General features: G+C 62.7%; 25 protein-coding genes and 1 pseudogene. 20 read left to right on the forward strand and 6 right to left on the reverse strand.

All coding sequences use genetic code 11. The features are described from left to right. The first annotated feature begins 348 nt into the window (after positions 1-348). The 15 genes and pseudogenes from BLJAPNOD_RS22115 (at position 349) to BLJAPNOD_RS22185 (ending at position 14,572) form a co-directional block, all read left to right on the forward strand. Positions 349-1,344, forward strand: a complete 996-nt coding sequence (locus BLJAPNOD_RS22115) for an LLM class flavin-dependent oxidoreductase (protein WP_077502567.1) — start codon at positions 349-351, stop codon at positions 1,342-1,344. A gap of 23 nt (positions 1,345-1,367) precedes the next feature. Beyond that, on the forward strand, positions 1,368-2,717 hold the full coding sequence (locus tag BLJAPNOD_RS22120; protein ID WP_115421502.1) for an LLM class flavin-dependent oxidoreductase: 1,350 nt from the start codon (positions 1,368-1,370) through the stop codon (positions 2,715-2,717). 19 nt (positions 2,718-2,736) lie between these two features. Next, positions 2,737-3,955, forward strand: a pseudogene (locus tag BLJAPNOD_RS22125) (M20 aminoacylase family protein); the annotation flags it as partial. A 13-nt stretch (positions 3,956-3,968) separates the two neighbouring features. Continuing rightward, a complete protein-coding gene (locus tag BLJAPNOD_RS22130; protein WP_115421504.1) occupies positions 3,969-4,520 on the forward strand; it encodes a GNAT family N-acetyltransferase in 552 nt (183 codons plus the stop codon). 47 nt (positions 4,521-4,567) lie between these two features. Beyond that, positions 4,568-6,343 carry an amino acid ABC transporter permease/ATP-binding protein gene (locus BLJAPNOD_RS36435; RefSeq protein ID WP_115421505.1) on the forward strand — a complete coding sequence of 592 codons (1,776 nt, stop codon included), beginning with the start codon at positions 4,568-4,570 and terminating at the stop codon, positions 6,341-6,343. Between the two features lie 77 nt (positions 6,344-6,420). Beyond that, complete coding sequence (locus BLJAPNOD_RS22140) at positions 6,421-7,365, forward strand: ABC transporter substrate-binding protein (protein ID WP_077502562.1); 945 nt, start codon at positions 6,421-6,423, stop codon at positions 7,363-7,365. 69 nt (positions 7,366-7,434) lie between these two features. Further along, positions 7,435-8,373: an ABC transporter substrate-binding protein gene (locus tag BLJAPNOD_RS22145; RefSeq protein WP_115421506.1), complete on the forward strand. Its 939-nt coding sequence runs from the start codon at positions 7,435-7,437 to the stop codon at positions 8,371-8,373. Positions 8,374-8,385: 12 nt separating this feature from the next. Further along, on the forward strand, positions 8,386-9,447 hold the full coding sequence (locus tag BLJAPNOD_RS22150) for an LLM class flavin-dependent oxidoreductase (RefSeq protein ID WP_115421507.1): 1,062 nt from the start codon (positions 8,386-8,388) through the stop codon (positions 9,445-9,447). 49 nt (positions 9,448-9,496) lie between these two features. Next, on the forward strand, positions 9,497-10,093 hold the full coding sequence (locus BLJAPNOD_RS22155) for a DsbA family protein (protein WP_115421508.1): 597 nt from the start codon (positions 9,497-9,499) through the stop codon (positions 10,091-10,093). Between the two features lie 201 nt (positions 10,094-10,294). Further along, entirely contained in the window at positions 10,295-10,498 is a 204-nt protein-coding gene (locus tag BLJAPNOD_RS22160; RefSeq protein ID WP_077502558.1) for a hypothetical protein, read from the forward strand. A gap of 49 nt (positions 10,499-10,547) precedes the next feature. After that, positions 10,548-11,150, forward strand: a complete 603-nt coding sequence (locus BLJAPNOD_RS22165; protein ID WP_077502557.1) for a nitroreductase family protein — start codon at positions 10,548-10,550, stop codon at positions 11,148-11,150. 291 nt (positions 11,151-11,441) lie between these two features. Beyond that, entirely contained in the window at positions 11,442-11,828 is a 387-nt protein-coding gene (locus tag BLJAPNOD_RS22170) for a hypothetical protein (RefSeq protein ID WP_244611045.1), read from the forward strand. A gap of 71 nt (positions 11,829-11,899) precedes the next feature. Then, positions 11,900-12,406, forward strand: a complete 507-nt coding sequence (locus BLJAPNOD_RS22175) for a DUF3833 family protein (protein WP_115421862.1) — start codon at positions 11,900-11,902, stop codon at positions 12,404-12,406. Then, on the forward strand, positions 12,403-13,731 hold the full coding sequence (locus tag BLJAPNOD_RS22180) for an MFS transporter (RefSeq protein WP_115421509.1): 1,329 nt from the start codon (positions 12,403-12,405) through the stop codon (positions 13,729-13,731). Before BLJAPNOD_RS22175 ends, BLJAPNOD_RS22180 begins: the two co-directional genes overlap by 4 nt. A gap of 64 nt (positions 13,732-13,795) precedes the next feature. Continuing rightward, the gene (locus BLJAPNOD_RS22185) at positions 13,796-14,572 is read left to right on the forward strand and encodes an SDR family NAD(P)-dependent oxidoreductase (protein ID WP_244611046.1); all 777 of its coding nucleotides are present in this window, start codon (positions 13,796-13,798) and stop codon (positions 14,570-14,572) included. Positions 14,573-14,581: 9 nt separating this feature from the next. Here the strand turns inward: BLJAPNOD_RS22185 and BLJAPNOD_RS22190 are convergent, their stop codons facing one another. Together BLJAPNOD_RS22190 and BLJAPNOD_RS22195 are read right to left on the reverse strand one after the other, a co-directional pair. Then, positions 14,582-15,400, reverse strand: coding sequence for a DUF1365 family protein (locus BLJAPNOD_RS22190; protein ID WP_077502552.1), 819 nt, complete (start codon positions 15,398-15,400; stop codon positions 14,582-14,584). Then, positions 15,397-16,749 (reverse strand): FAD-dependent oxidoreductase, encoded by a 1,353-nt coding sequence (locus BLJAPNOD_RS22195; RefSeq protein ID WP_115421510.1) that lies wholly within the window; start codon positions 16,747-16,749, stop codon positions 15,397-15,399. Before BLJAPNOD_RS22195 ends, BLJAPNOD_RS22190 begins: the two co-directional genes overlap by 4 nt. 229 nt (positions 16,750-16,978) lie before the next feature. Between BLJAPNOD_RS22195 and BLJAPNOD_RS22200 the strand changes: the two genes are divergently transcribed. From BLJAPNOD_RS22200 to BLJAPNOD_RS22210, 3 genes are read left to right on the forward strand one after another with little or no spacing between them, the layout of a single operon-like run. Continuing rightward, a complete protein-coding gene (locus tag BLJAPNOD_RS22200; RefSeq protein WP_244611047.1) occupies positions 16,979-17,545 on the forward strand; it encodes a sigma-70 family RNA polymerase sigma factor in 567 nt (188 codons plus the stop codon). After that, entirely contained in the window at positions 17,545-18,210 is a 666-nt protein-coding gene (locus tag BLJAPNOD_RS22205; RefSeq protein WP_115421511.1) for a ChrR family anti-sigma-E factor, read from the forward strand. Before BLJAPNOD_RS22200 ends, BLJAPNOD_RS22205 begins: the two co-directional genes overlap by 1 nt. A gap of 34 nt (positions 18,211-18,244) precedes the next feature. Beyond that, positions 18,245-18,649 (forward strand): DUF2177 family protein, encoded by a 405-nt coding sequence (locus BLJAPNOD_RS22210; protein WP_115421864.1) that lies wholly within the window; start codon positions 18,245-18,247, stop codon positions 18,647-18,649. Between the two features lie 13 nt (positions 18,650-18,662). Here the strand turns inward: BLJAPNOD_RS22210 and BLJAPNOD_RS22215 are convergent, their stop codons facing one another. Together BLJAPNOD_RS22215 and BLJAPNOD_RS22220 are read right to left on the reverse strand one after the other, a co-directional pair. After that, positions 18,663-20,390, reverse strand: a complete 1,728-nt coding sequence (locus tag BLJAPNOD_RS22215; protein WP_244611048.1) for a penicillin-binding protein 2 — start codon at positions 20,388-20,390, stop codon at positions 18,663-18,665. A gap of 13 nt (positions 20,391-20,403) precedes the next feature. After that, complete coding sequence (locus tag BLJAPNOD_RS22220) at positions 20,404-22,860, reverse strand: penicillin-binding protein 1A (protein ID WP_115421865.1); 2,457 nt, start codon at positions 22,858-22,860, stop codon at positions 20,404-20,406. Positions 22,861-23,301: 441 nt separating this feature from the next. On the opposite strand from BLJAPNOD_RS22220, the gene BLJAPNOD_RS22225 reads away from it, so the two are divergent. Next, the gene (locus BLJAPNOD_RS22225) at positions 23,302-24,219 is read left to right on the forward strand and encodes a LysR family transcriptional regulator (RefSeq protein ID WP_115421513.1); all 918 of its coding nucleotides are present in this window, start codon (positions 23,302-23,304) and stop codon (positions 24,217-24,219) included. A gap of 94 nt (positions 24,220-24,313) precedes the next feature. On the opposite strand, the gene BLJAPNOD_RS22230 is transcribed toward BLJAPNOD_RS22225, so the two are convergent. After that, positions 24,314-25,363, reverse strand: a complete 1,050-nt coding sequence (locus BLJAPNOD_RS22230) for a polysaccharide deacetylase family protein (protein WP_158556152.1) — start codon at positions 25,361-25,363, stop codon at positions 24,314-24,316. A gap of 253 nt (positions 25,364-25,616) precedes the next feature. Here BLJAPNOD_RS22230 and bla point away from each other — a divergent pair, with 253 nt between their 5' ends. Further along, positions 25,617-26,477, forward strand: coding sequence for a subclass B3 metallo-beta-lactamase (bla, locus tag BLJAPNOD_RS22235; protein ID WP_115421515.1), 861 nt, complete (start codon positions 25,617-25,619; stop codon positions 26,475-26,477). Positions 26,478-26,523: 46 nt separating this feature from the next. Here bla and BLJAPNOD_RS22240 read toward each other — a convergent pair whose 3' ends face one another. Next, positions 26,524-26,730, reverse strand: coding sequence for a hypothetical protein (locus BLJAPNOD_RS22240; RefSeq protein WP_077502544.1), 207 nt, complete (start codon positions 26,728-26,730; stop codon positions 26,524-26,526). Between the last annotated feature and the right edge of the window lie 194 nt (positions 26,731-26,924).

The raw sequence follows: 26,924 nt of genomic DNA on the forward strand, positions 1-26,924 counted from the left end.
TTGATTGGCGCGCGGCTCTGCTGCGCGCCGATGCCTGCTCGGCGTCCTTGCATTTCCAGACGGTAACACCCTGGTGCGGCCGGCCTTGAGCGCTGGTCCTCCCATGTACCAAGACATCCCACCCCTTTTGCCAATTTGCGAGCCCTCGGCACTACGAGCGCCTTTGCTGACACAGATCGCGCGTGGCATTCGGTACTTTCGATTGCACGGCGAGGTTGGAAGCGTGGGCGGGTTTTTCTCTCAAGCCGGTGCGAAATAGAAATGCATTTCTTATAATGCATATTATCTATGTGTTTTATAGATTAATGGCGACCGACGGCGGCGCCGAGACAATCTGGAACACGTGGCATGTCTTATCTTCTCAGCCTTCTCGACAAGAGCCCCATCGATCCCGGCAGTACCGCCACCGACGCCCTGCAGGCGACCGCCCGGCTGGCAGCGAAAGCGGAGGAGTGGGGCTATCACCGTTTCTGGCTGGCAGAGCATCACAACATGGCGGGCCTCGCAAGCTCGTCCCCCGAGACGCTGATCGCCTATCTCCTGGCGCGTACGTCCAAGATCCGCATCGGCTCCGGCGGTGTCATGCTGCAGCATTACAGCGCCTACAAGGTCGCCGAAACATTCAACCTCTTGGCGTCGCTTGCACCGGGGCGGGTCGATCTCGGCGTCGGCAAGGCGCCGGGTGGCTTTCCGCTCTCGACGCGGGCGCTGCAGATCGGGAGCGATCCCGAGCGCAAGCCGGGTTTTGCCGAGCAACTGAGCGATCTCAACCACTACCTCGCGCCCGGTAAGATTGACGAGTCGACACTCCTGGCAACACCGTTGCCGGCGCATCCGCCGGAACGCTTCCTGCTCGGCGCCAGTGTCGAAAGCGCCGAACTCGCAGCAGCCAAAGGCTGGCAGCTGGTCTTTGCCGCGCATCTCAACGGCGATCCGGAGAACCTCGAGCGAACGGTTGCAGCTTACGAGCGTGCGACGGGCGGCGGACGCCCGATCCTGGCGGTCGCAGCACTGGCGGCCGAAAGCGAAGAGCGCGCCCGCGAGCGCGTCGCCGGCCTTCGCATCTTCAAGGTTTTCCTCGGCAATGGTCAGAGCGTCAATGTCGGCAGCGAGGAGCAGGCGGCCGAATTCGCCCGTCAGGCCGGTGTCAGCGACTACCGGGTCGAGGAGAAAAGCCCGAGCGTGCTGCACGGGACGCCACGTCAGGTGCGCCAGGAGCTCGATGCGCTTCATCGCCGCTACGGCGTCAAGGAATTCGTGATCGACACGCCGGCCCTTCCGGCCGCCGAACGTTTCGCCTCGATCGAGCTCATCGCCAGAGAGCGGCTGTCGCTCGTCGCCTGAACATCCGCAGAAGGAAATCGTCCATGACCCGCAAAAACGTCACCTTCGGTATCATGCTGCAAGGGCCTGGCGGCCACATGAATGCCTGGAAGCATCCGAGCGGTCCCGCCGATGCCAGCGTCAATTTCGGCTTCTTCGTCGACACAGCACGCAAGGCGGAAGCCGCCGGCATCGCCTTCGCCTTCGTCGCCGACGGCCTCTACATCAACGAACAATCGATCCCGCACTTTCTCAACCGCTTCGAGCCGCTAACCATTCTGTCGGCGCTGGCCGCGTCGACCTCGAAGATCGGGCTGGTCGGGACCGTCTCGACCTCCTACAGCGACCCCTTCACCATCGCCCGGCAATTCGCCTCGCTCGACCTCATCAGCGGCGGACGGGCCGGCTGGAATGCGGTGACGTCGCCGCTTGAGGGGTCCGGCCGCAACTACGGGCGTGAGCATCCCGAACACGAGCTGCGCTACGAAATCGCCGACGAATATCTGGATGCGGCCAAGGGGCTGTGGGACTCCTGGGACGACGATGCCTTCGTACGCGATCGCCAGGCGGGCGTTTATGTCGACAAGGCCAAGATGCGCCGGTTGAACCACAAGGGCCGTTTCTTCCGCATAGAGGGGCCGCTCAATATCAGCCGCTCGCGCCAAGGGCAGCCGGTCGTTTTCCAGGCTGGAGCGTCTGATTCCGGCATTCGCCTTGCCGGCAAACACGCTGATGCCGTTTTCACCAATGGCGGCCCGGTCGAAGACGCCCGAACCTTCTACAAGCAGATCAAGCAGAGCGCGATCGCGCAGGGGCGAAGAGCGGCCGATATCGGCCTCTTCCCCGGCATCGCTCCGATCGTCGGCGCGACCGCCGAGGAGGCAGAAGCCAAATACCAGGCGATCCGTGCACTGGTCACGGTCGAGGAGGCGCTGCTCTATCTCGGCCGGTTCTTCGATCATCACGATTTCAGCGTCTATCCGCTGGATGAGCCTTTCCCGGATATCGGCGACATCGGCAAGAACAGCTTCCGCGCAACGACGGACCGCATCAAGAAGACGGCGCGCGAGACCGGCCAGACACTGCGCGAGATCGCGCTCGATGTGGCGACGCCGCGAACCGCCTTCATCGGCACCGCCGAGCACATTGCCGACGAGATCATCCGTTGGGTCGATACCGATGCGGCAGATGGTTTCATCCTCGGCTTCCCGGTCATTGCCGAAGGCCTGCAGGACTTTGCCGCCCATGTGCTGCCGATCCTCGAGCAGCGTGGCTATTTCGACCCGTACCTGAAGGGCGAGACGCTGCGCGACCATCTGGGGCTGCCTTATCGCGAAAGCCGCTATGCGGCCCCGGAGGAAGACATCGAGCAGGGAAGGGCCGTCGGCGCCTGAGGCGCCGATGGAGCCGCCTATGAACATCAACGTCAAGGACGCACAGCCAGGGGATGCCGTCGAGCGAGGCATTGGCGCCTATCTCGATGAGATCGTCGCGCTGCGGCATGACCTGCACCAGCACCCGGAGCTTTCGTTTCACGAACATCGCACCAGCGACATCGTTGCCACGCGGCTCAAATCCTGGGGCTACGAGGTGGAAACGGGAATTGCCGGGACCGGCGTCGTGGCCACGTTGAACCGGGGCGAGGGATCGCCCCGGGGCGAGGGATCGCGTCAGATCGGCATTCGCGCCGACATGGATGCGCTTCCGATCGAGGAGGCGACGGGCCTTGCCCATGCCAGCACCAATCGCGGCGTCATGCATGCCTGCGGGCACGACGGCCATACGGCGATCCTGCTGGCCGCCGCGCGCTACCTGGCCGAGGCCGGCCGTTTCGATGGCACCCTGCGACTGATCTTCCAGCCGGCCGAGGAGATCGGTGCGGGCGCGCGCAAGATGCTGTCGGAGGGCCTGTTCGAGCGTTTTCCCGTCGATGCCGTCTTCGGCCTGCACAACTGGCCGGGTGTTCCATCAGGGCAGTTCGGCTTTGTCGCCGGCTCGGCCATGGCTTCGGTCGATCAGTGCAACATCAAGATTGTCGGCAAGGGCGGCCATGGCGCGGAACCGCAACGGACCGTCGACCCGGTGCTCGCCACAGCCTCGCTGATCACGGCGCTGCAAAGCGTGGTGTCGCGCAATGTCGATCCGCAGGAAATGGCTGTCGTCACCGTTGGCTCTATCCACGGCGGTTCTGCCTCCAACGTCATTCCCGAAAGCGTGGCGCTGAAGCTGACCCTGCGGGCCTTCAACGAAACCGTTCGCGGATTGTTGGGCGAGCGCGTTCCGGCGCTGGCCCGCGCGCAGGCCGAAAGCTTCGGCGCCACCGCGGAGGTGGATTACCGGCGCGGCTTCCCGGCGCTGATCAATCACCGCGCCGAGACGGATCTTGCCCGCAGCGTTGCGCTCGAAGCCTTCGGCGCGGGCCAGGTCGTCAGCGACTTCAAACCGCGCACGGCGAGCGAGGACTTCGCCTTCATGCTGGAGCAGAAGGCTGGCAGCTATCTCTTCGTCGGCAATGGCGACAGCGCGCCGCTTCACAGCGCCAACTACGACTTCAACGACGCAATCATCGCGCCGGCCGCCCGCTACTGGGTGCGGCTGGTCGAAACCTTCCTCGCAAGATGACGACAACGGGATTGGCGAAACCCATGAGCGATACGTTTTTCTACACCAGCCCCCTCGACCCGCGTGCCAAGCCGCTGATCGATGAGCTGATCATCGAATATGACAGCCGTTACGGCAACTACTTCAGCGACGAGGGCGCGGCGGCAGAACTCAACCGCTATCCGCCGGAGGCTTTCGCGCCGCCGCACGGCAACTTCGTGCTGCTGGTGCGCAATGGCGAGACGATCGGCGGCGGCGCCTTCAAGCACTATGACGACTGCACCGCCGAGTTCAAACGCATCTGGACGCGTTCCGATCTGCGCCGTCAGGGGTTGGCGCGCAAGGTTCTGCTCGAACTCGAAGCGCAGGCCGCGCGTCAAGGCTATTCCCGCATCTACCTGACGACCGGTTTCCGGCAGCCAGAGGCTGTCGGCCTCTATCTCGTCAATGGTTACACGGCGCTATTCGACGTCGACGCCGATCCGGAGATCTACAAGACGCTGCCGTTCGAGAAGGACATCACCCATCTCGTCGCATCGCTGGCACTTCTCGGAGACCCGCATCCATCGCATCTGCAGGCTGCCCATCACCCCTAGCGCCAGCGTACCACGGGCGCACGAACCACTTCCAGAGAGGATGCATCATGGCCATTCTGACCGATTATGCCGGCGTTGCCGGCGCCGGGCGAACGAGCGAACCCAATCCGGGCTATGCCCATTATCGCGTCGTGCCCGCACGCCATCCCGGCCGCGCACTCGGTACGCTGTTTGCTGCACTCGTCATTACAGGCGTGCTCTATTCTGTGCTGACCAACCCGCGCTGGGGCTGGCCGGTCTTTGCCGAATGGTTCTTTGCCGAACCGGTGCTCGCGGGCCTCGGACGGACATTGCTGCTGACGGCGCTGGCGACGGTTTCCGGCTCGCTGCTTGGAACGGCGCTGGCGCTCGCCCGGGTTTCGAAGTCGCCGCTGTTGGGTGGCCTTTCCTTCGGTTACATCTGGCTGCTGCGCTCGATTCCGCTGATCGTGCTGCTGCTCGTGCTCAACAATCTCGGCTATCTCTACGAGACGATCTCGGTCGGCATTCCCTTCACCGACACCACCTTCTTCAACTATCCGACCACGCAACTGCTGACGCCGTTTGCGGCCGCCTTCCTGGGGCTCACGCTCAACCAATCGGCCTTCTTCGCCGAGATCGTGCGCGGCGGCATTCTTTCCGTCGATCATGGGCAGCACGAGGCGGCGGCCGCACTTGGCCTGCCGCGTCATCGTCAGGCGTTCAGGATCGTGCTGCCGCAGGCGATGCGCTCGATCTTGCCGACCGGCTTCAACGAGATCATCGGTCTCGCCAAGAGCACGTCCATGGTCTACGTGCTGGCGCTACCGGAGCTCTTCTATACCGTTCAGGTCATCTACCGCCGCAATCTCGAAGTCATTCCGCTCCTGATGGTTGCGACCGTCTGGTACCTGGTGATCATGACCGGCCTTTCGATCGCCCAGTATTATATCGAGCGGCATTTTTCCAAGGGTGCGGTCCGCAATCCGGTGCCGCTGCCGTTCCAGGCCTTCTTCTCGCGGTTTCGACGTCCGCTGAGCGAGATTGCGGGCAATGGCGCTGTCGTCCGCAAGGCCGGCTTTCATGACGCAACGGCCTTTCGCGCCGGTGGTGCCGTCCGCATCCACGGCATCTCCAAGAGCTTCGGTTCGCTGAAAGTGCTTGACGATGTCGAGCTGAACCTGCCGGCGGGCAGCGTGACGGCGATCCTCGGGCCATCAGGCTCGGGCAAGTCGACGCTGCTGCGTGCCATCAACCATCTGGAACGGGTCGACGATGGCTTCATCTCGATCGACGGCGATCTCGTCGGCTACAGCCAGAAGGGCAACACGCTTTATGAGCTGAAGGAGAAGGACATCCTGAAGCGCCGCGCCGACATCGGCATGGTGTTCCAGAATTTCAATCTCTTCCCGCATCTGACGGTCCTGGAAAACCTCATCGAGGCGCCGGTCCAGGTTCGCGGCCTGAAGCGCGACGACGCCGTGCGGCTGGCGCAGGATCTGCTGGCGCGGGTGGGCTTGAGCGACAAGATCAACGCCTATCCCCGACAGCTCTCGGGCGGCCAGCAGCAGCGCGTGGCGATTGCTCGGGCTCTGGCACTCCGGCCGAAGGTCCTGCTCTTCGACGAGCCGACCTCGGCGCTTGATCCGGAACTGGTCGGCGAAGTGCTCGATGTCATCAAGGAACTGGCGCGCACCGGCACGACGCTGGTGATCGTCACCCACGAGACCGGTTTTGCCCGCGAGGTCGCCGACACCGTCGTCTTCATGGAAGCGGGCCGCATCCTTGAGGCCGGCCCGCCGTCCCGCATCTTCACCGCCGCGGAACATCCTCGCACCCGCGAATTCCTCGCCAAGGTCCTCTGAAAATTCGACGCGTGCATGGGCACCGCGGACACGATCGATAGTAACTACAACCTTAAGATGAGATGGAGATTAAGCACATGGCATTCTTCGACAGAGCAAAACTGCTTTTGGCAGGGGCGGTCGCCATCGCGACGCTCGGTACAGCCTCGGTTCAGGCTGAGGAAAAGTTCGATCTCAGCCCGGACACGTCCAACCGAGTGCGCGCGGAGCGCAACGAAGCGGCGATCAAGGCGATCGCGCCCGACTTCAAGTTCGTCAATCCCGGCAAGTTTACCGTGGCCGTCAACCCGTGGGATCCGCCGATCGCTACCTACGCCTCGGACTCGAAGACCGTCGTCGGCGCCGATCCCGATCTCGCCTCGCTGGTTGCCGACAGCCTCGGCCTTGAACTGGATCTCGTGGCGGTTGCCTGGGCCGACTGGCCGCTCGGGGTTGCCTCGGGCAAGTACGACGCGGTGATCAGCAACGTCACCGTCACCGAGGAGCGCAAGGAGAAGTTCGATTTCTCGACCTACCGACGCGACGTGCTCGGTTTCTTCGTCAAGTCCGACAGCCCGATTACCTCGATCAAGGAGCCCAAGGACGTGGCCGGCCTGAAGGTGATCACCGGCGCTGGCACCAACCAGGAAAAGATCATTCTGGAATGGGACCGGCAGAACGTTGCCGCCGGGCTGAAGCCGATCGAGGTCCAGTATTATGACGACCGCGCGGCTGGTGATCTGGCGCTGCAATCCGGCCGGGCCGATGTCGAATTCAACCCGAACGCAACACGCGCCTATGCTGCCTCGATCCGCAACGACACCAAGGTTGTCGGCATTGCCAGCGGCGGCTGGCCGCTGACCGCCGAAATCGCCGTGACGACCCGCAAGGGCGGCGGGCTTGCCGATGCCATCACTCTGGCCGTCAACGACCTGATCAAGAACGGCAAATACGGCGAGGTGCTGAAGCGCTGGAGCCTGACCGACGAGGCCGTCGACGCGTCGCAGACCAATCCTCCCGGCCTGCCGAAGAGCGGCTCGTAACGCTCGCGGAATTGTGGGCCGGCGTGTCGCCGGCCCGCTCCTTCATCATCCCCTCCGGAGACGACAGACATGTTCGGTCCAGCCGCTTTACGCCCAGCAATTTTCGCCGCTTTTGCGGCAGCGCTCCTTCATCTCGGCCCAGGTGCGGCCGCCGACGGCTTCGATTTCAGCCCGGAACAGCCGGGGCGCATCCGCGCCGAACGCAACGATGCGGCAGTTGCGGCGATAGCGCCGGGTTTCAAGTTCGTCACGCCAGGCAAATTCACCGTCGCCGTCAGCCCCGGCGGACCACCGCTTGCGACCTACGCGACCGACGCAAAAACCGTGATCGGCGCGGATCCGGACTATGCGCTTGCGGTCGCCGACAGTCTCGGCTTGACGCTGGAACTCGTGCCGATCGCCTGGATCGACTGGCCTCTCGGCCTGACATCGGGCAAATACGATGCGGTCATCTCCAATGTCGGCGTCACCGAGCAGCGCAAGGAGAAGTTCGATTTTTCGAGCTACCGCCAGGGACTGCACGGCTTCTTCGTCAAGGCGGACAGCGCTGTCACCTCGATCAAGGAACCGAAGGATGCGGCGGGTCTCAGGATCATCGTCGGTGCGGGCACCAACCAGGAGCGCATTCTTCTGAAATGGAACGACGAGAACGTCGCCGCCGGCCTGAAGCCGCTTGAACTGCAATACTATGACGACGAGGCGACGAGCCTTGTGGCGCTGGCGTCCGGCCGCGCCGATGTGATCGTCCAGCCGCATGCGCAGCTTGTTTTCATCGCCGCCCGCGACCGGAACATCAAACGCGTCGGCACCTTGAGCGCCGGCTGGCCGGAACGCTCCGATGTTGCGATCACCACCCGCAAGGGCAGCGGCCTTGCCGATGCGCTGACCACCGCCACCAACGGCCTCATCGAAAATGGCACCTATGCCAGGATCCTCGATCGCTGGCATCTGGCGGAAGAGGCGCTGCCGAAGTCTGAGACCAATCCTCCCGGTCTGCCGAAAACTTAAGGGCGCGCGACGATGACAGACCACAAGATCGCGATCGACCATATCGGCTTTTTGACGCCGGGAAACTATGCGAGCGACGATCCGCTGGCCGGCCTGGAGCAAACGCTGCGCTTGCTCGAATACGGCGAGAGTCTCGGTTTCGCCAGCGCCTGGGTGAGGCAGCGCCACCTCGAACCCGGCATCTCGTCGGCGGCCGCCTTCCTGGCGGCGGCGACCCAGAGGACCGACCGCATTCAACTCGGCACGGCGGTCATCCCGATCGGCTATGAAAATCCCTACCGGCTCGCCGAGGACCTTTCGACGGTTGACGTGCTATCGCGCGGCCGTCTGAACGTGGGGCTGAGTGCGGGGCGCCCGCCGCATGTCGACCTGATCGGGCCACTCGCTTTTGATGGAGACTGGTCAGCGTACGATTTCTCGCATCAGCGGGTCTTACGTTTCGCCGACAATCTGCGCAGCGCGTATCTGGGTGACGAACAGACGGTGATCAAGACGCCGTTTGGTCCACAGCGCCCGCGATTGCAGCCTCATGCCAAGGGGCTTTCCGACAGGCTCTGGTACGGAGGCGGCTCCATGCGCTCGGCCCGATGGGCTGGCGAGAATGGTTTCAATCTGCTGATCGGCAACGTCACGACCGGCGAGCAGACCGACGACTTATTCGAGGCGCAGGCACGCCAGCTCGAAACCTATCGGCAGGCGGGCGGAGCAGGGAAACGCGTCGCACTTGGCCGCGTCATCGTTCCGCTGGATGGCGCGGATGCCGGCACAAGGCGCCGTTACCTCGATTACGCCGCCGGCCGGCACGAGCGCACGCTGACCCCGCAGGGCGAGCGGCGCACGCTCTTTGCCCGCGACCTTGTCGGTACGTCCGAACAGATCCTCGAGCGGTTGCTCGCCGATCCGATCCTGCCGCATGTGCGCGAGCTTCGGCTCGAGCTGCCCTACGAGTTCGAGCACGACGAGTATCGCCAAATCCTCGATAACGTCGTTTCGCGCATCGCCCCGCAGCTTGGCTGGTCGCAGACAAACGACGTGATCGGCGAGGCACCCTCCACAAACCCGGCGGCGGCTTGACGCGCTCGCCCACAATCTCAGACCCCAACTCCATCAAGGCAGTTCAGCAGTGACGAAAAGCATCGACTACTTCTTCTCTATCGGCTCTCCCTGGTCGTTCATCGGGCTTGAAGCCTTCGCTGCTCTTGCACGCCGCCACGAAGCGGAAATCACGCCGTACCTCGCAACCGTGGTCGAGGAGAATGGCGGCATTCTCTCCCGCAACAAGCCGCAGGTGCGACGCGCCTATGGCACGCGCGACCTCAAACGCTGGAGCCGGACGCGGGGCAAGGCCCTTTTTCTCGATGGCCGTCCACCGCTCGCCGATCCGACGCCTGCGTCGCGGCTGGTGATTGCAGCCTATCTCGACGGCAAGGACTGGCTCGCGTTGACGCAGGTGCTGCAGGAAGCCTACTGGGTCCGTGCCGAGGATATCGGCCAGCCTGACGTGCGCGAGGCGGTGGCCATCCGAGCGGGTTTCGACGGCGCCGCCCTGCGCGCGCGGGAAAATGATGAAGACGTCGCCGGGAAATGGGCCTCCGATCGGGATCATGCCGTCCGGAGCGGCGTTTTCGGCATCCCGACTTTCGGCTACGACGGCGAGATCTATTGGGGCCAGGACAATCTGGCGTTCCTGGAGCAGCACCTGAAAGGCGACAGGCTGTAGCCATGGGGCAAGCCACGACTGAGTGCTCGCGGCACGCCGCCGGATCACTTTTCCAAGCCTGGCACGATCTTTGGGCCGCGGTTCCTTTAATCTACTGTTTAACTCGATAATTTTTGGAATGCTTGAAGCCGAGCAATCGAACGAAACCTTTTCCGTTGTTTGCGCATTTCTAAACAACGATGGCTTTTGACGAGGTGTGTCATGAGTGTCCTGCGACAATATGAACGCTTGAGCGCGATCCGGGATGTCTTGCAAGGCAAGCTTGAGCTCTACGAAGCAAGGGACTGTTTCGGCATCGACGATTTCGAGGACGGAACAACGAACGACCTTCGTAATCGCATCGCCGAGCTTTCGGACGAGATTTCCAATCTCAAGCTCCGACCGGAGCGTTACGAAGCCTGGTGACGGCGATTGCGGCTGAGAGCAGATACCGAAGCCAACACACAGGAAAACCATGACCATCGAAATCAATTCGCGGATCGCCGGCCACCCGATCAATCCGCTCTTTCTCGAACGCTGGTCGCCACGCGCCTATGCCGGAGCGGACATCGCTGAAGCCGAATTGTTCGGCATTCTGGAGGCGGCGCGCTGGGCACCTTCGGCCTACAATGCCCAGCCCTGGCATTTCATCTATGCCCGTCGCGGCACGGAACATTGGGACAAGCTGTTCGGCATTCTCAACGCCTTCAATCAGAGTTGGGCGAAGGACGCTTCGGCACTGATTTTCGTGCTGTCGAAAACATCGCTGCTGCCGCCGGGCGCGACGGACGAAGTGCCATCCTACACGCATTCGTTCGACACCGGCGCCGCTTGGGGTGCGCTGGCGCTGCAGGCGGCCTATTCCGGCTGGCAGGCGCACGGCATGGCTGGTCTCGACTATGACCGGGCGCGGATCGACCTTGGCGTCCCGTCTGACTACCGCGTCGAGGCCGCGGTCGCGATCGGCAGGATCGGCGACAAGGCGCAACTGCCGGACGGGCTGAGGGAGCGCGAAGTCCCAAGTCCGCGAAAGGCTCTTGCCGAGATCGTCTCCGAAGGCCGGTTCGAACAGGCTTGACGTCAGTCGGCCGGCACGCCTTTGGCAACGGGCGAGCCGGCCGAGTCCCCCTGAAAACGGCCAAGGCCTCATGGCCGCCAGCGCCTTGGCGCTCCTGAGAACTCTGCGCCCCCGCAAGTGATGGCGTGACGACGGCTGCTGCACTTCGTTCAGGCTTGCGCCGCCGGGCCCGCACTTCCGATGTTTTCAGTCTTCATGAATTCGACCGCCGCCGGTGATCCGAGGCGAGCGATGCCGCGTACCTCACAGGGAAGAACCTGATCCGTCCCCCGATGCGGTATGGAGGAGCGTATGCGTCTGCTGCCCGTTTTGCTGTTCATGCTCGTTGCCCAATCAAGTCATGCGGCATCGGATCGCTTCTCGGCCGAAGATATCCGCGACCGGATCGTCGGCAGGACCGTGTTTCTTGCGGTCCCGTTCGGCGGGGAGTTCCCCTTGAACTATCGCCGCGATGGTCGCGTCGATGGTACTGGCGAAGCCTTGGGGCTGGGAAAATTCACCCGCCCACGCGATAGCGGCACCTGGTGGATAGACGGTGACCGGCTCTGCCAGAAGTTCAGCACCTGGTATGACGGTTCGCAGCTCTGTTTTGAACTCTACCGCCTCGATGAAACGCGTATCCGCTGGATCCAGAACAACGGCGACAAGGGAACCGCGCGCATCGGACCGGCGCTATGACGCGGCGCACCGCCTTTCGAGCCAAACCGACTTCAATTCTTGCGACAACCGTCGATCACGGGAGGTTCTTCATGCGTACTGTTGCCATTGCCTTCTTGGCTTCAATCTTCGCATTCCCGATCTTCGCTCAGGCGCGAGACCCCGTCTTCTCGCTTGAACGCTACTTCGTGGGCAGAGCGCAGGCGACGGGCAGCTTCACGGCGATCAATGGTGTGTCGCGACGGTTCTCGGTCGCCTTGCAGGGGCGCTGGAACGGAGAGACGCTGACGCTTCGCGAAGACTTCACATTCGATGATGGTGCGCGGGATACAAAGACCTGGCGGTTTCGCAGGACGGGGCCGGGGGAATATCTCGGCTCGCGCGAGGATGTGGTCGGCAACGTGCCAGTCAGGATCGAAGGCCGCAAGGCGCGGTTCTCATATGTCGTCTATCTCGACGCTGCCCGGAAGAACAAAGTCCGGTTCCACGACCTCATGGTGCTCGGCGATGACGGCGAGGTCAGAAACACGGCGCTTGTGACGAAGTATGGTCTGCCCGTGGCATGGACGAATGTCACGTTTCGGCGTTCCCGGCGATGACGTTTCGTTCCGGCCAGCAGCCGCTGACAAGCCGCTTGTTGCTTGGCTACGCGTTGCCCGCCGTTGTCCTGGCGGCGCTCGCCCTGCCACTCTACATCGTCGTTCCGACCTTTTATGTGAGCGCGCTCGGTTTGCCGCTCGGGGCAGTCGGCTTGGTTCTGCTTGCAATCCGTATGGTCGATGCGGTCGCTGATCCCGCCATCGGCTGGTTGTCGGACCGGATCAGTGCGCGGGCCGGGCGCAGGCGCACACTGTTTCTGGCCTCGGCCGCCCCCACCGCGCTTGGCGCCTTCATGCTGTTTTGGCCGCCGGACGATGCCGGGCTTGCCTATCTCGCTCTTTGGGCGGCCGTTCTGTCGCTTGGATACACGGGCACGCTGCTGCCCTATTCCGCCTGGGGAGCGGAACTGGCGAACGACTATACCGGGCGTCTGCGCGTATCCGCCTGGAGAGAGGGCGCAACGCTGATCGGCACGTTATGCGCGATTGGTCTGCCGTTCGCGGTCGGCGATGGGGCCTTGTCGAGCCCAGCCGGCCTTCAGCCGCTCGCTGTTTTTGTCGCGGTGTTTCTGCCATTTGCGGCCTGCGTCGCATTCCTTTGCGTGCCCGAACCACAGGACAGATCGAGGCATCGTCTCTCGCTTGGAGATGCTGGGCGGTTTCTTGCTGCAAACAGGCCCTTCAGGCGGCTGATCCTTGCCTTTGTCTTGAACGGTTTTGCAAATGCCATTCCGGCAACGCTGTTCCTCTATTTCGTTGGCCAACGACTGGAGGCGCCGCAATGGAGCGGGCCGTTGCTGCTTGCCTACTTCGTCAGCGGACTTGTCGGCGTTCCGCTTGCGCTTTTCTCGGCCCGTCTGCTCGGCAAGCACCGGGCCTGGTGTATTGCAATGGCCGTCGCTTGCGCCATCTTCGCCGGGGCCGGCTTTCTTGGGACGGGCGATGTTTACCCGTTTGCCGCCATCTGCGTTGCCACGGGCTTGATGCTCGGTTTCGACCTCGTTCTGCCGCCTGCCATCCAGGCGGATGTCATCGATGAGGATACCGCCTCTTCGGGCGAACAGCGATCCGGCGTCTATTTCGCGGCCTGGAGCCTTGCGACGAAACTGTCGCTTGCCGCGGCAGTCGGCATCGTCTTTCCGCTGCTTGCCCTTGCCGGGTTCTCAGGTGAGGACAACAATTCCGCCGGAGCGCTCGATGCGCTTTCGATGCTTTACGCCTGGCTGCCGATCCCTACCAAGCTCGCGGCGATCGCGCTGATGTGGAATTTTCCGATCGGAGAGGCCGAGCAGCGCGCCTTGAGGCAAAAAATCGAGGCGGTGTGAACCAACTGCCGCGCCGCACCGTATCTGCATATGTTGAAACATCTTTCGGATGCTGAAATTGGATATGGAGACAACGAGGCGCAAGACTTCCGGAACGGCCGGGACCGCCTGGGTCACCGGCGCCAGCAGCGGTATCGGGCGCGCGCTGGCCGTGGCGCTGGCACGCGAAGGTTGGGCGGTCGCCATCAGCGCGCGCAGCAGGGACGAATTGCTGGCGCTTGAGGGCGTCGTTCCCGGCCAGATTTTTGCGTTTCCCCTCGACGTCACCAACGCTGCGGCTGTCGCCAAAACCTTCGGCCTGATCGAGGACGGCCTCGGGCCGGTGGATCTCGCGGTGTTTTCGGCCGGCACCTATGCGCGCGATGGTGTCCGGGATTTCAATGCCGCTCGCTTCTCATCGATCGTCAATCTGAACCTTCTCGGCACGGTCCATTGCCTGGAAGCCGCCATGGCGCAGATGCTCGCCCGCGGCAGCGGACACATCGCCGTCGTCGCCTCCACCGCCGGCCTCGTCGGCTTGCCGGGTGCGGCGGCCTACGGCGCGAGCAAGGCAGCACTGATTGCCACGTGCGAGGCGCTGTATCCCGACCTCAGGGCGCAAGGAATCTATCTCAGCCTGATCAATCCCGGTTTCGTCGACACGCCTCTGACGAAGAAGAACGACTTTCCGATGCCGTTTCTGGTCCCGGCGGACAAGGCGGCTGCGATCATCGTGCGCGGACTGAAGGCGCGCCGCTACGAGATCATCTTTCCCTGGCAGATGGCCATAGCGATGAAGGCACTGAGGCTGATGCCCGCCCGCCTGAGATTTGCGATAACGCGACGAATGCTGCGCGATTGAGGTGAGGGACTAACTGGCCCGCGCTTTCGCATGGCTCGACTGAGAGGCGTCTTCCTCGACCACGATGGTGGTGGCGCGCGGCATGTTTGCCGCCGAATGCGGATGAACGGGGACGCCCTTGAGCCACAACCGAAACGCCTCCACATGGATCGCGCCCATGACTTTCAGGGTCATCAGGGGATAGGCGAGCAGCAGCTTCAGCAGCGCCCTGTCGGAAAAGGCAAGGTATTTTCCGGCAAAGCTCGCCGCCAGAAGCGGACCATCGTCGTCCGACTGATTGATGCCGACGAAGACGCGCTCGTGCGGCGGCTCGACGCGAAAGTCATATCGGCTCGTCATGGGTGTGAATGGCGACACGTAGAGCGCCTTGTCGCAACGCTGTCTGATCGATGCGCCGGACGGTTCGCCGACCGGGATGACATAGGTGTGGCGCTCGTGGAAGGTGTTGCAGACTTCATACAGGACTGCGCACAGGCTATCGTCGGGGAGGTAGCAGAAGTAGACCGTCAGCGGGTTGAAGACGTAGCCGAAAATTCGGGGATAGCAGAGCACGCGGACACGCAGGTCTTCCGCCGGCAGTCCGGCTTCCTCCAGCTGTCGCCCGACCCAGTTCCTCAAGCCGCCCCTGCTGCCATCGCCGTGATCCTCGTCGCGAAAACCGAAGATGGCTGGACGATTATAGCCGAACAATCGGCTGCTTCTGTCAACGTGCGGCAGTTCGTCGAGATCGAGCAGCAACGAAAACACACGATAGCGCAGCCGGTGTGAGCGGGGCCGATGGCGGGCATGGGCGACATGCCCGGTATATATCGATGATTTCAGTCTCATTCGGCTGCCAACAATGCTTGCGTGCGGAAAATTCTGCCTGACGGCTCTTGAACCGCCCAGGGTCGATCGACGCCGCCGAGTTCTTCCGCGACCGCGAGACCCGATTGTAGTCCGTCCTCATGAAAGCCGCTGCCGAAATAGGCACCGCAGAACCACGTGTTGCGGCGTCCCTGCAACTGCCAGAGCTGACGCTGCGCAACGAGGGCGACCTGATCGAAGAGCGGATGGGTGTAAGCGAAAGTTCCGAGCGTGCGCTCCGCTGCAACCGGACGGCAGGGGTTCAGGGTCACGAACAGCGGCGCCGACGGATTGATCCCCTGCAGGCGGTTCATCCAATAGGTCACGCAGAGCGGTTTCACCCCTTCGTGCGCGCTGTCGCCGATATAGTTCCAACTCGCCCAGACTTGCTTGCGCCGGGGCATCAGGGCCTCGTCGCAATGGAGCACCGCATCATTGGCCGTGTATTTGAAGGCGGACAGCAAATGGCGCTCCTGGCCGTCGGGATCGTCGAGCATCGCAAGTGCCTGGTCCGCATGGGTGGCGATGACCACATCCGAGAAACGGTCGAGATGACCGCGCCGATCGACGACCTCGACCTCACCTGCGATACGCCGGACGCTGCGCACGGCGCTCGCGAGCCGCACGGAACCGGAAAAGTCCGACATCAGCCGTTGGATGTATTGGCGGCTTCCCCCCTCGACGGTTCGCCAGCGCGGCCGGTTCGAGAGTGAAAGCAGACCATGGCTTTCGAAGAACCGGATGAAGGCGTGCAGCGGATAGGCGCGCATCTCGCTGGCCGTCGTCGACCAGATGGCGGCACCCATCGGCAGCAGGTGATCGTCGACGAATGAGCGGGCGTAGCCGCCGCGGTCGAGATAGTCGCCGAGGCAAACCGCTTCGAACTCCGGTTGCCGAAGCAGGGGCGGCGCCTCGCGGTAGAACCGGACGATCTCCGAAAGCATGCGCCAGAAGCGCGGACGCACCGCATTGCGTCTCTGGCCGAGAAGCCCGCGCAAGCCGGACCCGGAATATTCGAAGGATCCGCCATCCAGAGAGGCTGAGAACGACATATCGGAACCAAGGGTCGGCACATCGAGATGGTCGAAAAGCGCCACGAGATTGGGGTAGTTGCGATCGTTATAGACGATGAAGCCGGTATCGACCGGCACTGGACCGATCGGGGTGGGCACGGTCACGGTGTTGGCATGCCCTCCGAGGCGGTCGGCTTCTTCATAGAGGACGACGTCCATGCTCTTGCTGAGCAGCCATGCTGCGGAAAGGCCCGATATGCCGGTTCCGATGACCGCAACGCGCCGTTGCTGCCGTTTCTCTCCGTCCCAGACACCCATTCACAAACCTCTCACGTTTTTGCCTGCCCTTCACTACGAAGTCGGGTCGCGATTGGATCGATTGCCCGAAGAATTTTTCGGCGCGGTGATCTGCCCGTTCCGACGATCCGTATCGATCTGCATGACAATCGCTGTTTCCATCCTCGCGCCACCATGCGAAAACGACCGGAAGCCATGTCCGGATCGTCTTGCCAGGGCTTTGCCGAAAAGCGGGAGCAGGCGCGCGCGCATGGATGAAAACGATCAGGAACAGCCCACGGACGAGATGTCTGGCTTGCTTGTTTTGGTCGGGCTGAACCGGGATGTCGAGGCTTTCGAGGTGCTGTTTCGCCACTATGCGCCACGGGTGAAGGCTTACATGGCGCGCCTCTGCAGGGATGGGACTGCCGCCGAGGAACTGATGCAGGAAACGATGATGGTCGTCTGGAACAAGGCAGCCCAGTTCGAGCCTTCGCGTGGCACTGTCTCGACCTGGATCTATACGATCGCCCGCAACGTGCGGATCGATGTCTACCGCCGGACGAAGCGACCGGAGTTCGACCTGAATGATCCCACCTTCGTCCAGGACGACGCGGCGCCGGCAGACAAGGCGTTTGAGGCGTTTCAGGAGGCCGAGCGGCTGCACCGTGCGATGGCGGCACTGCCGACCGAGCAACTCGAGCTGTTGAAACGTTCCTTCTACGAGGACGCCTCCCACAGTGCCATTGCCGAGGCGCTCTCGATCCCGCTCGGCACGGTGAAGTCGCGTATCCGTCTCGCCTTTGCCAAGCTGCGCGCAGCATTGGAGGAGCGATGATGTCGATCAATCATCACGTCAGTGACGAGTTGCTGCTACGCTATGCTTCCGGCGAACTGGCGGAAGGCTGGAGCCTAGCCGTTGCGACGCATCTTGCGCTTTGCCCGTCCTGTCGCCAACGCCTGGCGAAGATGGAGACGATCGGCGGTGCACTTCTCGAAAACATTTCCATGGGCACGGCATCCGATGATGCCTGGGCACGCATGCGCAGCCGGATCGACAAGATGGAGGCGCCGGTGTCGCGGCCAAAGGAAGACCACCCACAGGTACCGGGCGCCATGCCCATTTTGCCGGAGCCGCTGCGTTCTTATCTCGGCGGCGATATCGACAGCCTCAAATGGCGCTCGCTCGGGATGGGGGCTTACCAGATTCCGATCCGATTGGCCGATGCCAGCACCATCGCAAGGCTGCTGAGGATACCGGCGGGCAAGCCTGTACCTGAGCATGGCCACGCGGGGCAGGAGCTGACCCTTGTGCTCGCCGGAAGTTTCCGCGATGGCAGCGATGTCTTTGCGCGCGGTGATCTGGAGGAGGCGGATGCGAGCCTCACGCATCAGCCGCTGGCAAGCGAAGGCGAGGACTGCATTTGCCTTGCCGTCACCGATGCGCCCTTGAAGTTCAAGAGCTGGTTGGTCCGGCTCATTCAGCCGGTGCTCGGCATATGAGCCGCTGGCCCACCAGAAAGGAGCAGGTTTGATGCTGGTGCATGTCGTCGCCTACCTCTCCACCGCCTTCGTGTTCCTGGTGCTGGATTTTCTGTGGCTCACACGTGTCGCATCCGGGTTCTATCGCGAGAGATTGGGCGGGCTGCTGCTTGATCAGCCCAATTTCGCCGCCGCAGGCGCCTTTTACGTGGTTTACGTGGCCGGCATCGTCTACTTCGCCGTATCTCCAGCACTTCAGGCGGGAAGCTGGACGACTGCGATGATGGCAGGGGCCATTCTCGGGCTCGTCGCCTATGGCACATATGATCTCAGCAACCTGGCGACGCTTCGCAACTGGTCGCTGACGCTGACGATCGTCGACATGATCTGGGGCGCGGCCTTGACCGCCACTGCCGCGACCGCCGGATATTGCGCGGCAGCGCGCATCTCTGCCTCCTGAGCGGTTCGGTCGGCTACAAGGGGGTGCCCAATGGCGTTGCCGGGTCTGAGTGCTCTCCCCGGTTCGGCCCGGAGAACAGCTCTGAGCCATAGGCATCCTGTGCCGCAATCGACGGAAATGTGACGTCGCGAACCTCGAATGTCGGCATCAGGTTCATCATCGGCAGAATACGCTCGAACACCGCACCACCGAGCGGCGCCGCGTTCCAGCCGGACGTGCGAAAGCCATAGGTTTCTGGAAGGCCCTTGGGCTCGTCCAGAATGGTCAGGAGCAGATAGCGCGGGTTGTCTGCCGGGACGACGCCCATGAAGGATGTCAGATTGAGATCCTTGGCATAGCGCCCACCGACGACCTTTTCTGCCGTGCCGGTCTTGCCGCCGATGAAGTAGCCCTTGACCTCGGCCTTTCGTGCCGATCCGGTCCTGGCATTGAGGCGAAGCAGAAAGCGCATCGCCTCTCCGGTTTCGGGCTTGATGAGATCAGTGGCAAGCACCCGCTCCTCGACATCGGAACCCTTGATCAGCGTCGGCCTGATCAGGTGGCCGCCGTTGACGAGGGCTGCAACGGCGATGCTTGCCTGCAGTGGCGTTACCGCAATGCCGTGGCCGTAGGATGCGGTTGCTGTGTCGATCTGACCCCAGGAACGCGGCAGCTGCGGATGAGCGCTTTCCGGCAACTCGGTCGTCAGCCGCGACATCTGGCCGAAACGGGAGAGAAAGGCGCGGACGTTTTCAGGACCGAGCGCGATTGCCATCTTCGCCATAGAGATGTTGGAGGAATAGATGAAGGCTTCCGGCAGACTGAGTGGTCGGTATTTGCCGAGATAGTCGCGGATACGAAACCGACCGAAGGCGAGCGGCTTGCTGGCATCGATGACCGAGCGGATGTTGAACTGGCCGGAATCGAGCGCCATCGCCGTGGTCAGCGCCTTGAAGGTGGAGCCCATCTCGAAGGTAGCGGCGGCAATGCGGTTGATGCGGTCGGGCTTGAGCGCATCGGCGGGATTGTTCGGGTCGAAGTCCGGAGCGGAGGCAAGCGCCAGCACTTCACCATTGGTGATATCGAGCACCAGCCCGGCGCCGGCCTTCGCCCCGAACTTTTCGATTGCCTTGGCAAGCTCGATCTGCAGAGCGTGCTGGATGCGGATGTCGAGCGTGAGGGTGACGGGTTGCAGGTTCTGATGGGAAAGGTCCATGCCCGTCTGGCGCAGCACGTCGAGCCCTTGCGTCTCGATCCATTTCTCGATGCCGGCAATGCCGATATTGTCGATATCGACGGTGCCGAGCACGTGGGCGGCAAGCGAACCGTTCGGGTAGACGCGCCGCTTTTCCCGCTGGAAGCCGACCGCCGGAATGCCGGCGTCCCAGAGCGCCTGCTCTTGTGCCGGCGTCACCTGCCGTTTGATCCAGGCAAAGGGCGCCTTGCTTTTCAGGCGCTGATGCAGTTCGCGGGCATCGAGATCCGGGAAAATCGTTGTCAGCTTTTCGACCGCTTCGTCGGCGTCGACGATGAAGCGAGGCTCGGCATAGACGCCGGAGCTCGGCACGTCGATCGCCAGGAGGTTGCCATTGCGATCGAGGATCGAGGGGCGGCCGACCGATGGGCGCTTCGGCACGTAGCCGGTGGTCTCGATCTCGGCCGTGCCCAGCTGGATCAAGCGCCCGAGCATCGTCAGGAATACGACGACAAAGGCGGTGATCAGGAAGGCGATGCGCTTGCGGCGATCCGCGCGCGATGACATGCGTTGAGCCATATCAGTAGAGCCCGCCGGTGTTGTTGAGCAGTTTTTCCCGCAGTTCGGGAGAGAGGCCCGCGTCCGCATCATCGCCAGGCAGTTCGGCCATTTCCCTGTCGTCGATGATGGCGCAACTGCCGTCGCAGGGACCCGTCCCCGGTTTGAAGGCTTCGATGATGGCACCCGGAGCGCCTTCCTCAGCCGGCCGTCCCGTCTTGCGATCGACCGGCTGGAAGGTCATGCCGGCCGGCGGGTGGAAGTCGGCCACAGGCCTTCCCTGAAGCGCCACCTTCATGAAGTCGATGAAGATCGGGGCGGCAAGCCCGCCGCCGGTCTCGCCGTAGCCCATCGGTTTCGGCGTGTCGTAGCCGAGGAAGACACCGGTGACGATACCGGGCGTAAAGCCGACGAACCAGACATCCTTCTCGTCGTTGGTGGTCCCGGTCTTGCCGGCGATCGGGACGCCGAGCGTGGCGACATTGCGGGCGGTGCCTCGCTCCACGACGCCGCGCATCATCGACGTAATCTGGTAGGCCGTCATCGGGTCGAGCACATAGTCCCGGTTGTCGACAAGCACCGGCTCCTCCTGGTTTTCCCAGGTGAGTGCGTTGCAGTCCGTGCAATGGCGACTGTCCTGCCGGTAGATCGTCCGGCCATAGCGATCCTGGATACGGTCGATCATCGACGGGGTTACGGCCTTGCCGCCATTGGCGATGACGGCATAGGCGGAAACGAGCCTGAGCAGCGTGGTTTCTCCGGCACCGAGTGCCATCGGCAGATAGCTGCGCAACTCGTCGTAGATGCCGAAGCGCTTGCCGTAGTCGGCGACCAGATCCATGCCCAGATGGCGGGCCAAGCGAACCGTCATCAGGTTACGGCTGTTCTCAAGGCCCGTGCGCAGGGTTGACGGGCCGCTGAACCGCCCGTCGTAGTTCTTCGGCTGCCATGTCTTGCCGGTGCCGTCGGGAATGGCGATCGGCGCATCCATGACAAGCGTGGTCGGCGCGTAGCCGGTATCGAGCGCTGCGGCGTAGACGAACGGCTTGAACGACGAGCCGGGCTGGCGATAGGCTTGGGTCGCGCGGTTGAATTCGGATTGGGCGTAGGAAAATCCGCCGGCCACTGCAAGCACCCGCCCGGTGTTCGGATCCATCGAGACCAGCGCGCCTTGCACCTGCGGCGGCTGGCGCAGCACGTAACCGATCTCGAGTTTCTCGACATAGACGATGTCGCCGGGCGACAGCACACCGTCGAGCGAAGGGGTGCAACGGCGCCTGCCTTCGGTGAGGCGGCACAAGGCCCAGCCATTGTCGTCGCGGTCAATCGCAACGGTGTCGGCGGGGGCCGTCGCCTGCGCTTCTGTTCCCGAAGGCCTGAGGCCGAGTTCGGCCGTGTCCTTGGCGGCGGAAAGGACGACGGCCAGCCGCCATTCCGGCACGTCCAAAAGCGGCTGACGCTTGGCGAGCGCCCGTTGCCACCCATCAAGGGAGGGCAGGCGGGCGATCGGTCCCCTGTAGCCTTTTGCCTGATCGTAGGCGACCAGTCCGTTTCGCAACGCTTGCATGGCCGCTTGCTGCAGCCGCGGATCGAGCGTCGTGCGCACCGAAAGTCCGGCGGTATAGAGGGCAGCTTCGCCATAGCGGCTGCCGAGTTGACGGCGCACCTCCTCGGCAAAATAGTCTGCCTTTTCGGCGGATGCCTCCTGTCGCTTCGGCTTGATGCCGAGCGGCAAGGCGGTCGCTGCGGCCGCAACGTCCCTGTCGATGACGCCGTTGCGGCGCATCTGTTCGATGACCCAGTCGCGCCGGGTAACGGCGCGATCCGGGTGGCGGTACGGGTCATAGTTGTTCGGAGCCTTCGGAAGGGCGGCAAGGTAGGCCGCTTCGGCCACCGTCAGCTGATCGACCGACTTGTCGAAATAGGTCAGCGCTGCCTGCGCGATCCCGTAGGCGCCAAGACCCAGATAGATATCGTTGAGATAAAGCTCGAGAATCCGGTCCTTGGAATAGGTCTGGTCGATGCGGATCGACAGGATTGCTTCGCGCAGCTTGCGCTCAAAGGTGCGGTCCGATGACAGGAGAAAATTCTTGGCGATCTGCTGCGTGATCGTCGATCCGCCGATCATGCGCCGGCCGGAGCCGTAGTTGGCGACGTTCGACCAGAGCGCGGTGGCTAGGCTCGACAGGTCGATGCCGGGATGAAGGTAGAAGTTCTTGTCTTCAGCCGAGAGGAACGCCTGCTTGACCCGCGCCGGCACGGCGCCGATCGGCAGGAACAGCCGGCGTTCGCGCGCATATTGCGCGATCATCGCGCCATCGCCGGCGTAAAGCCGGGTCGAGACCGCCGGTTCCCAGGTCGCCAGCGCCCGATGGTCCGGCAGGTCACGTGTCAGGGCCGCAACGCAAAATGCGAGCCCGACGCCGAGAAGCGTAGCTAGGTTGATCAGCGTCGCGAGCAGGTTTGCAATGAATTTCATGATGGAGATCGGCGACTTTCGGGGGTCGAAAGACATGGCTTCGCCATCCGCTGCAGATGGGAGCGGTTGGCGTGCGCAGGTCTGTTGCGTGAATATGATGCGCCGTGGCGGGCCGGGCTCAGGAGCCCGATGTTTCGCCTATCCCGTCACGGCTGCCTCGGTTTCGCCACCAAAGGCTGTGACATGCGCATTGGCTCGCGGCGGCTGTGGGCCCAGATGCGAAGGGGGCAAAATGTGTGGGGCGTGCCCAAAGGAGGTTCAGCTGAGACGACACATGGTTGGATCCTTCACAAGACGTTTGATTGAGGGGCCAAAACCTCGATGTGTTGGCGGCCACGTCCCGTCGAAACGGGGTGCCGAAGTGAGTTCACCGTAAAGGGGTTGTGCCGAAGCGGCAAACCACGTTTATTTGCAGGACCCATAAGTTGAATTAGGGCATTCATGGTCAGGCCGCATCTCCCTCTCAATGCACTGCGTGCTTTCGAGGCATCCGCACGACATCTGAGTTTCACCCGCGCGGCGATCGAACTGTGCGTGACGCAGGCGGCTGTCAGCCACCAGGTCAAGCTGCTCGAAAGCCGGCTGAACGTGACGCTCTTCAAGCGCCTGCCGCGCGGCCTGATGATCACCGCCGAGGGCGAGGCGCTGCTGCCGGTGCTGCAGGATTCCTTTGACCGTATGGCCGATATGCTGGAGCGCTTCGAGGGCGGCCACCTGCGCGAAGTCCTGATGATCGGCGCCGTCGGCACCTTTGCCGTCGGCTGGCTATTGCCCCGGCTTGCGGATTTTCAGGAAAAATACCCCTTCATCGATATCAGGTTGTCGACGAACAACAATCGTGTCGACATGGCGGCCGAGGGCCTCGATTACGCCATACGCTTCGGCAGCGGTTCCTGGCACAATATCGAGGCGACGCGGCTGTTCGAGGCACCGCTTTCGGTGCTGTGCGTGCCGGAGATTGCCGACACGCTTCGTCGGCCCGCTGACCTTCTGAACCACACGCTGCTCAGGTCTTACCGGGCCGATGAATGGGTGAACTGGTTTGCCGCCGCCGGCATCACGTATCCGGCACCGCTTCTCAAGGGTGTTGTCTTCGATTCGTCGCTTGCCATGATGGAGGCGGCGGCCCAGGGCATCGGCGTGGCCCTTGCGCCGCCACTCATGTTTTCCCGACTGCTGTCGAACGGCACGGTGCGTCAGCCCTTCGACGTCTATACGTCGATGGGAAGCTACTGGCTGACGCGGTTGCGGTCGCGCGCACCGACGCTGGCGATGTCGGCCTTTAACGATTGGCTGATGGCGGCGATGGAAGACAGCTCCCTGCAATCCGATGGACCGGCGGCAAGCAGCTCGGCGTAGGCGGCGTCGCATTTGGGCGGGCGTTCCGCCAGTCGAAGACGGTGTCTCGGCGTCGGTGCGCTGGAGTGGTCAGGTCGGCATCGGCAGCGGGTGGCTATTCGCCGTAAGTGACGATCCATTCCGGCGGCTCTCTTTCAAGGCTGCCATCAACCTGCATGTTCCTGTCCTTCGCCCAACGATAACCCCACATCGGTCCGTATTTCGTCGCATGGGAGAGGGGTCGCCGATAGGCGGCGTCGGCCAGCGCCTTCTCAAGCGTTATGAAACCGTAGCCGCTCTCTTCGAACAGCGACAGGATCGCCTTCATCGCGTCTGCGTTCAACCGGTTGACATGCAGCAGCATGATCGCTGGCGGTTCGTAGCCAAGGGCCTGCTCGTTGAGACCGGCGTAGTAGGCGATCTGTTGCTGGGTGTGCATCAGATAGGCGGTCCTGATGCGATGGGCCGCTTCCGTGTCGTTCTCGGCAAGGGCGCGTTCATAGGCCCGATCGAAGACATAGTCCGAGGTGTCGATGGTGGAGGCTGCGATCGTGTAGCCGTGCTTGGCGGCAAGCGCTGCGATCGCCTTCTGTTTCTCCTCGGTGTCGCCGGTGTGGTTGTAGGGAAACCGCAGGAACCGCAGATCCTTGCCGGCTGCCTTGAGCACTTGCCGCGTGGTTTTCTCGCCGTCGACGATTTCGCGCTTGATGCCGGCGATGTCGAGCGTATTGGTGTCCGCGTGCGAGAAGGTATGATTGCCGAGCGTCAGGCGCGGTCCGGTCCAATCCTTCAGGATGTTTTTTGCGCGCGGCCCGACAGCGCGAACCTTGCTTTCCACGACAAAGCCGATGGCCGGCGCCTTGTGGGCCTTGAGGGCCGCGAGAATGCGGGCGTTCGCCGCCTCGATGCTTTCGGTGGAGGGGTGATCCGTCCCGTCCTCCCCGGCATTTGCGTGGGGCAGGTCGTCGAAAGTAATGGCGACGGATTTCTCGCGCGCGCCGCCTTTGGTTTCGGCATGGGCCTCGACGAGGAAGAAGGCAATGGCGAGCCAGGGCGTGAAAGCAAGCAGCAGGAAACGCCCGATCGTGCGAACCCTTCGCACGCAAGCCCTAGTCACGCTTTGCCGCGTGCCGCCGTCGCCGTGAAGCCCGGTTCCCTTCACCATCGTCCCTCTTCTGCTGGTGGCAGTGAGAGCGACACTCGGTCTCAAGGGTTGCATGAGCATTGCGTGGTCGAAGTTTTCTCGCTGCCGCAATCGTCAGCGGCACGGCGGCCGATGGTGATCGCAGTCGATAGCCGAAATCCAAATTATTCTAATGACTGCCGCAAATTATCGTCGTTTGTCGACACCGTCGCGGCTGCTTAGGCAAGACGCATCCAAAGTTCACGGAAACCAAATTCGAGATGCGGAGGCATGCATGAGAACGTTGATGCGGCGCTGTCTGGCGACGGTGGTCGCCACCTTTTGCCTGGCCAGTGCGGCCATGGCCGACAACGCCGACTGGTCCCGACCGACAAAGCCGTTTCGCGTCGTCGGCAACATTTACTACGTCGGCACCAAGGGGCTGTCGGCCTATCTGATCACCTCGGGGAGAGAGGCCATTCTGCTCGACGGCACGCTGAAGAGCACCGCATCGCTTGTCGAGGACAATATCGCAGCGCTCGGCTTCAAGCTCTCCGATGTCAAGATCATCGTCACGAGCCATGCGCACTACGATCATGTTGCCGGTGTGGCCCAGATCAAGCGCGACAGCGGCGCCAGGCTGCATGCGGTCGCGGCCGATCGCTGGGCGCTGGAAAACGGTCTGCATGACGGTGAGACCAGCTACAGGCGTGGAACGTTTCCGCCTGTCAAGGTCGACCATGTTCTTGCCGACGGCGACGTCGTGACGCTCGGAGATGTCAGCATGCAGGCGACGCTGACATCAGGGCACACGCCGGGATGCACCACCTGGTCGACATCGGCGTTCGAGGACGGACGCGCGCTCAAAGTGGTCTTTCCCTGCAGCGTCACCGTTGCCGGCAACAAGCTCTTCGGCAACAAGCGCTATCCCGGCATCGTCGGCGATTTCGAGGTGAGCTTCGACCGGCTTGCCGCCATGAAGGCGGATGTGGTGCTGCCGGCGCATCCGGAATTCGCGGATGTTCTCGGAAGGGCGGCCCGGCGAGACGCAGGCGACAAGAATGCCTTCGTCGATCCGGATCTGCTCGGCCAGATCGTCGAAAAATCCCGCGCCGCCTTCAAGAAGGAACTCGCAAGGCAGAAGGCCAGACAATGACAGAGAGATAGGGCCGCCATGTGCGCTGCCCTTTGTGTCTGCCCAATCAGTCGGAAACGAGGCCGTCAAAAACTTCGAGCATGGCCTCGCTGATGGCCTTGCCGAGTGCTGCCGCAGCGGCACTCAAGGCCGCGTCGTCCATATCGCGGGCTGCCATCGCGAAAGACGCGCCTTCGGTTACGACGATTTCCTGGGCGCGCTGGATTGCCCAGAGGGCAAACTCGCTGCGGTCGGCGATTTCAACGGTTTCCATCGTGATCTCCTGATTTGTTCATGGAAGGCCTTATAGCCCGATCGACCACCTTGGGGACTGTCCGCGTGGTCCTTTGGTGTGGACTGCGTGAAATAGTCGTGCGGTCAGAGGGTTTTGTGCTTCGGCCCTCTGGGCTGTGCCCATCGAAAAGCCGCCACCGGGGACTTTCGTAGCGGTTTAAAGGTGAGTAATAG

The sequence above is a fragment of the Ensifer sp. M14 genome (assembly GCF_003355565.1).
GTDB lineage: Bacteria > Pseudomonadota > Alphaproteobacteria > Rhizobiales > Rhizobiaceae > Ensifer.